Source organism: Reyranella sp. (assembly GCF_052439685.1).
Classification (GTDB): domain Bacteria; phylum Pseudomonadota; class Alphaproteobacteria; order Reyranellales; family Reyranellaceae; genus Reyranella.
In genome coordinates this window covers 330,234-343,077 of record NZ_JBQVQG010000002.1, presented here as the reverse complement: position 1 = coordinate 343,077, position 12,844 = coordinate 330,234, and the positions used below count along the sequence as shown (strand labels likewise).

The following is a 12,844-nucleotide window of genomic DNA, read 5'->3' as shown; positions in this document are numbered from 1 at the left end:
GCTTCCTCCAACTTCTCGTTGGCGCGACTCAATCCCAACCGTTGCGCTTGCGCAATATCGCCGTCGAAGGCGCCAGCGCGAGTCCCTTGCCCTGCACCGTCGGCAACCACTCGGCGAGCGCCTGCAGGGTCGACTCGTGCGGATGACCGATCGCCACGACGAAGCCCTGGCGACGCGCCACCGCCTCCGTCTCGGCGAGCTTGCGCCGCACCGCCTCGACCGTGTCCTCGTCGTCGAGAAAGACGTGGCGCACGATCGACGGCACGCCCATCTCCTGCGCCGTCTGGTCGCCCACCGACTGCGGGCTGGTCCGCGAATCGAGGAACATCAACCCGCGCGGCTTGAGCTGGCGCATCACCACCTCCATGTCGGAACGGTTGGCCGTGAAGCGGCTGCCCATGTGATTGTTGATGCCGACATAGCCGCCAAAACTCTCGAGCGCGATCAGCAGCTTCTGGCGCACCTCGACGTCGGGCATCGACACCATCAGCGCCCCCGGCCCGGGATCGTTGCGCCCGTTGGGCTCCATCGGCATGTGCAGCATCAGCTCATGTCCTCGCGCCCGCGCGGCGCGCGCCTGCTCGGGCAGGTCCTTCGCGTAAGGCAGGAACGACATGGTCATCGGCCCCGGCAGTTCCCACGCGCGCCGGGAACGCGCGCGGTCGAGGCCGACATCGTCGATGACGATGGCGACCAGCGGCTTGCTCCTCAGGTCACGGAACGGCACCGCGTTTCGACGCCAGGTCTGTTCCGCCTGGAAGGCGGCAGCGACCTTCTTCACCGGCGGCTTTTCTTCCACGTTTGGAGTCGGCTTGCCAGGTTCGGCCTCGGTGTATTTCGGGAAGTCCGGCAGTTCCTCGATGCGCGAATATCTCGGCGCCACCGCTGGCCCGGTCGCCGCGGCGCTGCGCTTCATGTCGTCGAGCGTGTCGCGCGCCCCGCGATCGCCGCCACGCAGGTCGAGGCGTTCCGCGATCCAGTAACCGCCGAACACACTGCCGACGAACATCAGGACGATGGCGATGACGATCGAGTGCCAGCGATGGGCTGAGATCCATGCAGAAACCCAGCTGAAACGGGCACGAAGGCGATCCGCGAGGCCGGGCGGCCGCTTCGGACTCCTTCTGTTCGTCTTCCCGCTTCTGTTCTTCCTCGACGCCATCTGAGCGTTATGCCCTAACCTCTTGGCGCCGGCCACTATTTGGCCTCAATCCAGGCTGCCCAGGGACTTCATCACCCGGATGTCCGGCTCCCCCGAACGGCCGCTCTCGCGGCGGAAGCCGACCTGCTTGGCGAGGTCCAGCATCTTGCGATTCTCGCGCAGCACATGACCGACCACGCGCTTCACACCGCGCGACTTGCCGTAGTGCAGCACGTGCCGAAGCAGCAGCTCGCCATAGCCGCGGCCCTGGCGATCGGACGCGACCGTGAGCGCGAACTCGGCCTGCTGGAAATCCGGATCGGCGACCAGTCTTCCGACGCCGACCATCTCGTCGCCATCGAGCAACACGAACGCCATCTCGCGGTCGTAGTCGATCTGGGTCAGCCTCGCCGCGAGTTCATGGCTAAGTTCGCGCATGGGGCCGAAGAAACGCATGCGCACATCCTCGGGCGTCAGCCGGCGTGTGAAGGCCTGCAGCGTGGGTTCGTCGTCGGGCCGGATCGGACGGATGCGCAGCTTCTCTTCGCCGTGCTCGATCTCGGCCTCGAGTTCCACCGGATAGGGGCGGATGGCAAAGCGGGCCGCCCGCTCCTGCCCTTTCTTCGGATGGTTCACCACGATGCGTGCATCGAGCGCGATAACGCCGTCGGCGTCGGCCAGCAGCGGATTGATGTCGAGCTCGGCGATCTCGCCGACATCGGCAATGAGCTGAGACAGGCGCACCATCGCCGCGCTCACCGCCTCGCGGTCGGCCGGGGCGCGGTCGCGAAAGCCGCGCAGCAGGCGATCGACGCGGGTCCGGCTCAGCGCATCCTCAGCCAGCACGGGATCGAGCGGTGGCAAGGCCAGCGCCTTGTCGTCGATCACCTCGGCGGCCACGCCGCCATGGCCGACCAGCAGGATCGGCCCGAACACCGGATCTTCGGCGGCGCCGAGGATAAGCTCGACGGCATGCGGGCGCCGGATCATGGGCTGCACGACGAAGCCGTCGATCCTGGCCTTGTTGGCCAGCACCAGGACCTTGCCCGTCATTTCGCGGACGGCATCGAGCACCGCCTGTTCGGAGACCAGGTCGAGCGAAACCCCGCCGACGTCGCTCTTGTGGGTGATGTCGCGCGACAGCAGCTTCACCGCGACGGGAAACCCGATGCGCACCGCGATGGCAGCGGCCTCGGCGGCGTCGCGCGCGATCTCGGTGGGCACGACGGGAATGCCATAGGCCGCCAGCACCCTCTTGGCCTCCGGCTCGGTGAGCACCTTGCGCTTCTCGGCGAGCGCCCCCTGCACGATCAAGCGCACGAGCGCGGTGTCGGACCGCAGCTCCGGCACCGAGGGTGGCGTGCGCTGAAGCGCGCGCTGGCCGCGGCGATACTCGACGATGTGCATGAAGCCGCGGACGGCACGCAGCGGCGTGTCGTAGGCGGGAATGCCCGCGTCGTGCAGGACGTCGCGACCGGCCTGCGCCTCGCGCCCGCCGATCCAGCAGCCGATCACCGGCACGACCTTGCGCCCGGCGGCGCCCGTGATGGCGCGGGCTGCCTCGACCGAAGAGGTGAGCGACGTCGGCACGTTCATGGCGAGCACCGCGCCGACGCCGCGATCGTCGGCCAGCCCGTCCAGGGCGGCGGCATAGCGTGGCCCGTCGGCATCGCCCACGATGTCGACCGGGTTGGCGCGCGACCATCTCAGCGACATCTGCTTGTCGAGCCGCGCGATCGTGGCCGGCGGCAGCGTCGCGAGCTCGCCGCCTTCGTCGATCAGCAGGTCGGTGGCGATGATCCCGACGCCGCCGCCATTGGTCAGGATGGCCAGCCGCTCGGTGCGTGGGGCGATGCTGTGGCCGAGCGTCTCGGCCGCATCGAACAACTCGCCGAGGCCCAGGACGCGCACGAGGCCCGCGCGCGCGAAAGCGGCGTCGTAGACCGCCGCCGATCCCGCCATCGAGCCCGTATGCGAGGCGGTCGCCTGGGCGGCCGCGGCATGACGGCCGCCCTTGAGGACGATCACCGGCTTGATGCGCGCCACGCCGCGCGCCGCCGACATGAACTTGCGCGCCTGGGTGATGCCTTCGACATACATCAGCACCGCGCGCGTATCGGAATCGCGCGCCAGCATGTCGAGCACGTCGCCGAAATCGACGTCGGCCATGTCGCCCATCGAGATCAGGTGCGAGAATCCGATTCCCTGGGCCACGCCCCAGTCGGCCAGGCCCGCCAGCACGGCGCCCGACTGGGCGACCGCGGCGATGCGGCCGGCCTTGAACCGTGTCGGACCGAAGCTGGCGTTGAGGCCGAGGCGCGGTGCGGCGTAGCCGATGCAGTTCGGTCCGATGATGCGCAGCAGGTAGGGCTGAGCCGCGCGCAGCAGCCGCTGCCGCCACTGCGCATTGACCGACGCCGCATCCGGACCGTTGCCGGGGCCGGCGCTGATCACCACGGCGGCGCGCGTCCCCGCCTCGCCCAGCGCCACGATCAGGCCGGGGATGGTCGCGGCCGGAGTCATGATCACGGCAAGATCCGCCGGCTCCGGCAGGTCCGATACCTTGCGGAAGGCGGTGCGGCCGGCGATCGTGCCGCCCTTGCGGTTGACGAGGTGGATCTGGCCTTGGAAGCCGCCGGCCAGGACATTGCGCGTGACCGCCGCGCCCACGGAGCCGGGGCGTTCGGTGGCGCCGATCATGACGACCGAGCGCGGGGACATGAGTCTATCGAGATTGCGGGTCGACATACCCCCTAGAAGAGCGCCGGACCGTTCATCAGCACAAGCCCTGAAACGATCACGAACGCCGCAGCCACCCGGCGACCCCCGAACGGCTCACCCAGGATGAGCGTGCCGATCAGCGCTCCGAACAGCACCGACGTCTCGCGCAACGCGGCGATATGGGCCATCGGGCCCAGCGCCAGCGCGTAGATCGCAATGCCGTAGCCGACATTGGCAATGACGCCCCCACCGACCCCGCGATACCAGGTCTTCTTCATGTGTGACCAGACGGTCGCCGGTCGCTTCCAGAAGGCGAGCACGAGCAGCCACGGGCCCTCGAGTACGGCGAGCCAGCCGATGTAGGAAATACGGTGCTCGAGCGTCTCGCCCGCGGCGCGCACGCCCATGCCGTCGGAGATGATGTAGCCCGCAATGGTGATCCCGGTGAGGACCGCGAACAGCGTCGCCAGCCCATGACGGCTGCCCGGTTTCGGCACGATGTTCTTCAGCGGGAGAGCGAGCGCCACGAGGCCGAAGCTCAGCAGGAACACGCCGATGATGTCCTGTGTCCGGAGATGCTCGCCGATCACCCGGCCCGACACCAGCGCCACCAGCAGTGGCCCGAGGCCGCGCGCGATCGGATAGGTGTGGCTGAGATCGCCGTAGGAATAGGCCTTCAGCAGGAAGAAATAGTAGGCGACGTGGATCGCGACCGAGAGAATGAGGAACTTCCAGGCGCCCGGTTCGATCATCGGCACGAACGGCACGATGCAGAGCCCCATGACCGTGCCCGTCGTCATGATCAGGCCGAAGGTCGCGAGCCGATCGGACTGGTCCGCCTTCAGGATGGCGTTCCAGGTGGCGTGCATCAGCGCTGCTGCCAGCAGCAGCGCGACGATCAGGGGCTCGACGACCAAGGGGGCTACTTTCTTCTTGTTGCCCTCAACCTACGCCCGTGCCCAAGATCGAGAAAGGGCGGAAACGAAGACGAGGCATGCGATGACGATCGAGGCGTACAAGGCGGCGCGTGAATTCCTGCTGGCCCATCGCGGCGACTACGCGACGGCCTATCGCGATTTCCACTGGCCCAAGATGGAACAATTCAACTGGGCGCTCGACTGGTTCGATGCCGAGCTGGCACGCGGGTCGGCGGCCAATCAGCCCGCGCTGAAGATCGTCGGTGACGGTGCGGCGAGCCTGACCTTCGCCGAACTGTCGGAACGCTCCAACCGCGTCGCCAACGGATTGCGCGCGCTCGGCGTGAAGCGCGGCGACCGTATGCTGCTGATGCTGGGCAATGTCGCGCCCCTTTGGGAAGTGATGCTGGCGGCGATGAAGCTCGGCGCCGTGGTCATCCCGGCGACGACCCTGCTCACGCCGGTCGATCTCGCCGACCGCTTCGAGCGCGGCCGGGCGCGCCATGTCGTGGCTGCCGCCGGCGAGACCGCGAAGTTCGATGGCTTCGATTCCTCGCTCACGCGCATCGCGGTCGGCGACGCCCCGACCGGCTGGCACGCCTATGCGGGTCTGCTCGACCATCCGGCCGAGTTCACGCCGGACGGACCGACCCGAGCCGACGATCCGATGCTGCTCTATTTCACCTCGGGCACGACGGCGAAACCCAAGCTGGTCCTGCATTCCCATCGCAGCTATCCGGTGGGCCATCTCACCACCATCTTCGTGCTGGGGCTGCGGCCGGGCGACGTTCATCTCAACATCTCCTCGCCGGGCTGGGCCAAGCATGCCTGGAGCTGCTTCTTCGCACCGTGGATCGCCGGCGCCACGATCTTCATCGCCAACCAGCCGCGCTTCAACGCGCGCTATCTGCTGGACGCGATCGTCGCCAACAAGGTGACCACGCTCTGCGCCCCGCCGACCGTGTGGCGCATGCTGATCCAGGAAGACCTGAAGTCGTGCAAGACGTCGCTGCGCGAGGTGCTGGCGGCCGGCGAGCCGCTGAACCCGGAGGTGATCGAGCAGGTCGAAAAGGCCTGGGGTCTCACCATCCGCGACTTCTACGGCCAGACCGAAACCACGACGCAGGTCGGTAACCCGCCCGGCGAGCCGATCAAGCCCGGCTCGATGGGGCGTCCCCTGCCCGGCTACAAGATCCGCCTGCTCGATGCCGACGACAAGGATGCAGAGGAAGGCGAAATCTGCATCGACCTCTCGGCCCGGCCGGCCGCCCTGATGCAGGGTTACCAGCAGGATGACGGCTCGATCGCCCCCCTCACGGGCGCGGTCTATCGCACCGGCGACGTCGCCTCGCGCGATGCCGACGGCTATCTCACCTACGTCGGCCGCGCCGACGACGTGTTCAAGGCATCGGACTACCGGATCAGCCCGTTCGAGCTCGAAAGCGTGCTGATCGAACACCCGGCCGTCGCCGAGGCTGCCGTGGTGCCGGCGCCCGACGCGATGCGCCTTGCCGTCCCGAAGGCCTACATAACGCTGACGGCCAGCGGCAAACCCGACCGCGCCACCGCGCTCTCCATCTTCCAGCACCTGCGCGGCCGCCTCGCCCCGTTCAAGCGGGTGCGGCGCCTGGAGTTCGCCGAGCTGCCCAAGACCATCTCCGGCAAGATCCGCCGGGTCGAGCTGCGTCGCGACGAGGAGAAGCGCGCAGCCGAAAACCAGCGCGGCCCCGGCGAATTCCGGGAAGAGGATTTCCCGGAGCTGGCGAAGTAGGATTGGGGGGGCGAGGCTACGGCGAGAGGGACCAGGATGTTGCGACGGATCGGGCTGGGTGCCGCGTTATTGGCACTGATCGGATGGGCGGCGGACGCCGCGCCCATTCCCGGATCGGTTCAGTTATTGGGGAGCTGGATCGTGCAGGCCGACAACGACGCCAGCGGCAAGTTCGCCTATTGCGACGCGACCCGCGACGGAGGCGGCGCCCTGGTGCATATCGGCCAGTCCGCGTCGGGCGGCTGGCAAATCGGCTTTACCAATGCCAGCTGGCAATTCGCCGTCGGGCAGGACGTCACGGTCACGCTGTTCATCGATCGCGTGCCCTATCCGCTCGTGCTCCGCACGGCGAGCCCCACGACGTTGTCGACGCCGCTCCCGGACACCTCGCTGGTCGACGCCCTGCGCCAGGGAGACATGCTCACCCTTCAACTCGGCGCCGTGTATACGACCTTCGCTCTCGACGGCAGCGCGGCGGCGATCAATGCGGCCGCCTCGTGCCAGCAGGGCTATGCCGCGAGCGCTGCGCCGCCGCCCGCCTCGCCGGCCCCGTCGTCCCAAGCCGCGGCGCAGCCGCCGGCTGTGTCTGCGGCTCCCGTGGCAACGCCCACACCGGGCGGTATGCCGCCCGAGGTCGCGCAGGAAGTCTCCAACCTGCAGAGCAATTGCCAGGTGATGAACAAGACGCCGCCGCCCGTCGGCGACTACGTCACCCGCATCGGGCTGACGGGGAGCGGCATCGACGACTGGCTGATCAATACCGGCGGCATCACCTGCGCGGGATTGACCGGTGGCGGCGGTGGAGGCTCCATGGTCGAGATCTTCGTCGGGCTGCCGAACGGCCACGCCCGCAAGGTTTTTGCGCGCTACGCCCTCGGGGTGGAGATCCGTGGCAGCACGGTATGGCTGGGAAGCCGTGGCGACCAATGCCGCGGCTCCGCCGCCGTCCCGCCCGCGGCGACGAAGACGTGTCAGGTTCCGCTGGTCTGGAACAAGGGCACCCAGAGATTTGACGAGGGATCGCCGACCAACGCGCAGTGAAAGGTCGTCGGCGGTTCGGCGCTGCCGACGGCAAGGCCGATCACGCCACAGCGCTTTCCATCTTCCAGCATCTGCGCGGCAGATTGGCCTCCTGCAAGCGCGTCCAATGAGGGAATCACCCGAGAATGTCCTCTCCGCCGCGCCAGCGGGGGAGAGGAAGGGGACCCATCGCGGATGCGATGGGGTGTGAGGTGGTGTCTCAACAGGCACGGTATTGCAGTCGCTTCGAAGAACCACCTCACCCTCCCCGCTACGCGGGTCCCGTCCCTCTCCCCCGCTTCGCGGGCTGAGGGGGCCATGAGGAGAAATCCTATGAGAGACGGCGCGGACCGGATAAACTGCAGCCCATGCTCCTTCTGATCGATAATTACGACAGCTTCACCTACAACCTCGTCCACTTCCTGGGCGATCTCGGCGCGCGTTGCGTCGTGCATCGCAACGACCAGATCACGGTCGACGAGGCGCTGGCGCTGAAGCCGGCCGGCATCGTGCTCTCGCCCGGGCCCTGCACGCCCAACGAGGCCGGCATCTGCATGGACCTGATCCGCGCCGCGGCCAAGGAACAGGTGCCGCTGTTCGGCGTCTGCCTTGGCCACCAGGCGATCGGCCAGGTGTTCGGCGGCCACGTCGTGCGCGCACCCGAGCCGATGCACGGCAAGCTCTCGGGCGTCGTCCACAAGAACCAGAGCGTCTTCGAGGACGTGCCCTCGCCCTTCCAGGCGACGCGCTATCACTCGCTGATCGTCGACCGGAAGGATTTTCCGAAGGACCTCGAGGTCACCGCCGAGACCGGCGACATCATCATGGGCCTGCGCCACAGGACCCTGCCGATCCACGGCGTGCAGTTCCACCCCGAGAGTATCGCCTCAGAACACGGCCACAAGATCCTCGAGAACTTCCTCAAAATCGCCGGGGATCATCCCAGCCAGCAGAACAAGAAAAAGGCGGCCTGAGCCGCCCAAAAGGAAACGCCATGATCGATCGCCGCACGCTTGTCCTCTCGCTGGCGGCGACCGCCGCGTCTCCCCTCGCAACATCCACGACTTTCGCGCAGGCGTGGCCGGCCAAGCCGATCCGCATCATCGTGCCGTTCCCCGCCGGACAGGCGACCGACATTCTGGCGCGCATGATGGCGGAGCAGCTGACCAAGGCGCTCGGCCAGCAGGTGATCGCCGAGAACCGGCCCGGCGCTGGCGGGCAGATCGGGGCCGATGTCGCCGCCAAGGCGGCGCCCGACGGTTACACCCTGCTGATGGTGACGATCTCCACGCACGGGATCGGCCCGGCACTCTATCCGAAGCTGCCCTACGATCCGCAGAAGGATTTCGCGCCGATCGCCAATATCGGCCTGACGCCGCAGGTGCTGATGACCAGCCTGAAGAGCGGCATCGACTCGGTCTCCGATCTCATCGCCAAGGCCAAGGCCGGCGCCGATCTCAACTACGGCTCCTCAGGCAACGGCTCGGCCAGCCACCTAGCGGTCGAGATGCTGAAGAACGCGGCCGGCATCAAGCTCACGCATGTGCCGTTCAAGGGCAATGCCGACGCCCAGCTCGCGCTGCAGAGCGGCGATATCCAGCTCCTGTCAGACGCCGTTCCCGGCGCCGTCGGCCCGGTGCGGTCCGGCAAGGTGAAGGCAATCGGCATCGCCGACGAGCGCCGCTCGCCGTTCCTGCCCGATGTGCCGACCGTCGCGGAACAGGGGCTCTACGGCGTCGTCGCCGTCGGCTGGATTGGCCTCTCCGCGCCCGCGAAGACACCCGAGCCGATCCTCGACAAGATCAGCGCCGAGGTCATGCGCATTCTCAAGGATCCCGCCGTGCTGGAGAAGATGAAGAGCCTGTCCTTCGTCCCGGCCAAGGAATCGCGACAGGAGTTCGAGGCCTATATCGCCATCGAGAACACCAAGTGGCGCAAGATCATCCAGGATGCGGGCGTGAAGATCGAGTAACGCTCAGCGCTACTCCAGGACTGCGTGGCCCGCGCCGCCCTGCCCCTTCGCCTTGCGCAGCAGCAGGACCAGCGGCAGCGCCAGCAGGGCCACCAGCATCATGAGCTTGAAGTCGTTGGCATAGGCTATGACGGCAGCCTGTTTGGTGACCTCGGCGTTGAGCGCCGCGCGGCCGACGGTGGTCGCCATGTTCCAGAACTGTGCCGGGCCGCTCAGGGCGAGCGCGTCGTTGAACGGCGTCACCTGCCCCGCCAGCTCGGCATGGACGAGCTGCGTGTTGCGCGTCAGCAGGAAGATCACCATCGAGATGCCGATGCTCGAGCCGATGTTGCGCATCAGGCTGTAGAGCGCCGTGCCCTGGGTGCGCAGATGTCCCGGCAGGGTGGCGAAGGTGATGGTCGAGAGCGGCACGAACATGAATCCGAGCCCCATGCCCTGCAGTACGCCGGTGCGGACCAGCGTCCACTCCGAGACATTGGGCGTGAAACCCGTCATTTCCCACAACACCGTCGCCGTGATCAGCAGGCCGGCGGCCAACAGCAGGCGCGGATCGACCCGGTTGATGATGCGGCCCACGATCATCATGGCCAGCATGGTGCCGACGCCGCGCGGCGCCAGGATCAGGCCGGCCGTGACCACGGGATAGCCCATCAGGTTCTGCAGGTAGGGCGTGATCAATGCCAGCGAGGCCAGCAGAATGATGCCGACCACGAAGATGAAGCAGAGCCCGACCGAGAAGTTGCGGTCCTTGAAGATGCTGGGATCGATGAAGGGCTGCTTCACCGTGAACGTCTGGACGAGGAACAGATAGAAGGCGAGCGCGGCCAGCACGGCTTCGACCACGATCTCGGTCGAGGAGAACCAGTCGATCTGTTCACCGCGGTCGAGCATCATCTGGAACGAGCCGATGGCGATGCTGAGCATCAGGAAGCCGAACCAGTCGAACGAATCGCGGCGGGTCTTCGTCTCCTCCAGATACGCCGAGAGGCCGAGGAAGGTGACGATGCCGATCGGTACGTTGATGTAGAACACCCAGCGCCAGTTGTAGGCTTCGGTCAGCCAGCCGCCCAGGGTCGGCCCGAGGATCGGGCCCACCATGACGCCCATGCCCCACAGCGCCATCGCCGAGCCGTGCTTTTCCTTCGGGTAGGAGTCGAGCAGCACTGCCTGCGACAGCGGCACCAGGGAAGCGCCGAACAGGCCCTGCAGCAGGCGGAACAGGACCATCTCCGGCAGCGACGTGGCGATGCCGCAGAGCACCGAGGCGCCGGTGAAGCCTGCGACGGCGATCTGGAACAGCCGCTTGCGGCCGAGCCGCGCTTCGAGGAAGCCGGTCACCGGCGTCGCGATGGCCGCCGCCACGATGTAGGAGGTCAGCACCCAGTTGATCTGGTCGGTCGTCGCCGACAGCGACCCCTGCATGTAAGGCAGCGCCACGTTGGCGATGGTCGTGTCCAGCGCCTGCATGATCGTCGCCAGCATGACGCAGAGCGTCAGCGGCACGATGTGCTGAGGGAGGGGCTTGGAGGTGGCGTTAGTCATGGCTGAGGGCGTGCCACTCCAGTGGCGCGTCATTCTCCTGGTTCAAGACAAGATCGCGCCACTGGAGTGGCGCGCCCCAGCGGATCAGAATCCGCTGAACAGGTCGCTGAGCTGGCGATGATGGCCGGTATCGATCTCGACATAGGCGCTCATGCCGGTGCGTAGCGGCGGCGCGCCCTCCGGCGTCTTGACATTGAGGCGGATCGGCACGCGCTGCACGACCTTCACCCAGTTACCGGTCGCGTTCTGGGCCGGCAGCACGGAGAATTCCGCGCCCGTCGCCGGCGCCAAGCTGGTGACGGTCGCCTGCCACTCGCGGCCCGGATAGGCGTCGATCGAGACCGTCGCCTTGTCGCCCGGCTTCAGGTTCGCGAGGTCGGACTCCTTCGGATTGGCCTCGACCCAGACATCGGCCGTCGAGACGAGGCTGAAGGCCGGCTGTGCCGCCGGCAGGTATTCGCCGGGCAAAAGGGCGTCGACATTGGTGACGATGCCGGGCATCGGCGCCACGACGGTTGTGTGCTTGAGGTCGCGGCGCGCTTTGTCGACCTGCGCCTGGGCCGCGAGATAGTTGGCGTTCTGCTCGATCGGCGCATCGGCACGTCCGCCAAGCTGGGCCAGGGTCGCATCGGCGTCGCTCTGCGCCACCAGCAGGCGCTCGCGCGCCGTGTCGAGATCGCGCTTGGCCTGGTCGTAGGTCGCCTGGGCCGAGACGCCGCGCTTCAGCAGGTCCTGCTGGCGCTGCGCGGCGGTCTCGAAGAAGCCGATATCGGTCTTGGCCTGCTCGATCTGGGCGAGTTTCTGGCGATAGGTCGCCTGCTGGGTCACGATCTGGTTGCGCACGGTGCCGCGATTGGCCTCGGCGCCGGCCAGCGCGATTTTGAACGGCTCCTGATCGAGCGTGAAAAGGACCTGGCCCTTCTCGACTTTCTGGCTCTCATGCACGGCGACGTTGGCGACGATGCCGGACACGTCGGTCGCCACGGTGAGCTTGTCTGCGTGAACATAGGCATTGTCGGTCGAGACGTAGCGGCCACCCGCCATGTAGGCGAACAGGCTCCCAGCCAGGACGACGGCCGGGCCCAGCACGAGGAGGATGCGGCGCAGCCTGCCTGGCTTTCGTGCCGCCCTGGACTGTTCCGTTGGCTTTGCTGCAGCGTCGAAACGCTGCAAAAGTTTCTCCGCCGCGACCTCGTCGGCATCGTTGGCGACCGGCGCGGGTGCCGCGACCTCGTCGGCGAGACCGTTTCGACGAAATGAAATCCTGTTAGCCATTGCTCGCGCTCCTCACGCCGGCCGGCACGGTCGCCTTGGCCAGCAAATTCGTCTTCATGCGGCTCAGCACGGTGAACAGCCGCTCGCGCTCCTCCTCCGCCACCCCCTCCAACGCCTCGCCCCGGGTCGCAGCTCCGATCGTGAAAATGTCGGCCAGCAGCGGGTGGGCCTTCTCTGTCAGATAGAGCTGGCGGATGCGCCGGTCGGTCGGATGCGGCCGCCGCTCCACGAGGCCCGCCTCCTCCAGCCGGTCGAGCAGCCGGGTCAGCGTGATCGGCTCGACTTCGAGGATGTCCGCCAGAGCGCTCTGCTGGATGCCCTCGTTGCGGGCGAGATGCGCCAGGACCTGACATTGCGAGCGCGTGAGGCCGAGACCCCGCGCATTCTGCTCGAAACGTTTCCGCATCAGGCGCGCCACGTCGTGCAGCAGGAAACCAAGATTTCGTTCGGGAAGTTCCATGAGCCTATCTCTTAAGTTTCCTTAA

Annotated in this window: 10 protein-coding genes; 4 read left to right on the top strand and 6 right to left on the bottom strand. The window is 67.2% G+C overall.

What is annotated here, in order from left to right; genetic code table 11:
• Nucleotides 1-28 precede the first annotated feature (28 nt).
• From ACT6UX_RS04730 to ACT6UX_RS04720, 3 genes are all read right to left on the bottom strand, one after another.
• The gene (locus tag ACT6UX_RS04730) at nt 29-1,009 is read right to left on the bottom strand and encodes a divergent polysaccharide deacetylase family protein (protein ID WP_444773981.1); all 981 of its coding nucleotides are present in this window, start codon (nt 1,007-1,009) and stop codon (nt 29-31) included.
• Between the two features lie 198 nt (nt 1,010-1,207).
• Nucleotides 1,208-3,862: a bifunctional acetate--CoA ligase family protein/GNAT family N-acetyltransferase gene (locus ACT6UX_RS04725; RefSeq protein WP_444773980.1), complete on the bottom strand. Its 2,655-nt coding sequence runs from the start codon at nt 3,860-3,862 to the stop codon at nt 1,208-1,210.
• Nucleotides 3,863-3,894: 32 nt separating this feature from the next.
• Complete coding sequence (locus tag ACT6UX_RS04720) at nt 3,895-4,779, bottom strand: EamA family transporter (protein WP_444773979.1); 885 nt, start codon at nt 4,777-4,779, stop codon at nt 3,895-3,897.
• 88 nt (nt 4,780-4,867) lie between these two features.
• Here ACT6UX_RS04720 and ACT6UX_RS04715 point away from each other — a divergent pair, with 88 nt between their 5' ends.
• The 4 genes from ACT6UX_RS04715 (at nt 4,868) to ACT6UX_RS04700 (ending at nt 9,542) form a co-directional block, all read left to right on the top strand.
• The gene (locus tag ACT6UX_RS04715) at nt 4,868-6,550 is read left to right on the top strand and encodes an AMP-binding protein (RefSeq protein WP_444774133.1); all 1,683 of its coding nucleotides are present in this window, start codon (nt 4,868-4,870) and stop codon (nt 6,548-6,550) included.
• A 36-nt stretch (nt 6,551-6,586) separates the two neighbouring features.
• Nucleotides 6,587-7,591 carry a hypothetical protein gene (locus ACT6UX_RS04710; protein WP_444773978.1) on the top strand — a complete coding sequence of 335 codons (1,005 nt, stop codon included), beginning with the start codon at nt 6,587-6,589 and terminating at the stop codon, nt 7,589-7,591.
• A gap of 347 nt (nt 7,592-7,938) precedes the next feature.
• Entirely contained in the window at nt 7,939-8,544 is a 606-nt protein-coding gene (locus tag ACT6UX_RS04705) for an anthranilate synthase component II (protein WP_444773977.1), read from the top strand.
• Nucleotides 8,545-8,564: 20 nt separating this feature from the next.
• A complete protein-coding gene (locus tag ACT6UX_RS04700; RefSeq protein ID WP_444773976.1) occupies nt 8,565-9,542 on the top strand; it encodes a Bug family tripartite tricarboxylate transporter substrate binding protein in 978 nt (325 codons plus the stop codon).
• 9 nt (nt 9,543-9,551) lie between these two features.
• Here ACT6UX_RS04700 and ACT6UX_RS04695 read toward each other — a convergent pair whose 3' ends face one another.
• The 3 genes from ACT6UX_RS04695 to ACT6UX_RS04685 all read right to left on the bottom strand — a co-directional run bounded on the left by ACT6UX_RS04695 (nt 9,552) and on the right by ACT6UX_RS04685 (nt 12,819).
• Nucleotides 9,552-11,084, bottom strand: a complete 1,533-nt coding sequence (locus ACT6UX_RS04695; protein WP_444773975.1) for a DHA2 family efflux MFS transporter permease subunit — start codon at nt 11,082-11,084, stop codon at nt 9,552-9,554.
• 84 nt (nt 11,085-11,168) lie between these two features.
• Complete coding sequence (locus ACT6UX_RS04690; protein WP_444773974.1) at nt 11,169-12,359, bottom strand: HlyD family secretion protein; 1,191 nt, start codon at nt 12,357-12,359, stop codon at nt 11,169-11,171.
• Entirely contained in the window at nt 12,352-12,819 is a 468-nt protein-coding gene (locus ACT6UX_RS04685) for a MarR family winged helix-turn-helix transcriptional regulator (RefSeq protein ID WP_444773973.1), read from the bottom strand. Before ACT6UX_RS04685 ends, ACT6UX_RS04690 begins: the two co-directional genes overlap by 8 nt.
• Nucleotides 12,820-12,844: the final 25 nt, after the last annotated feature.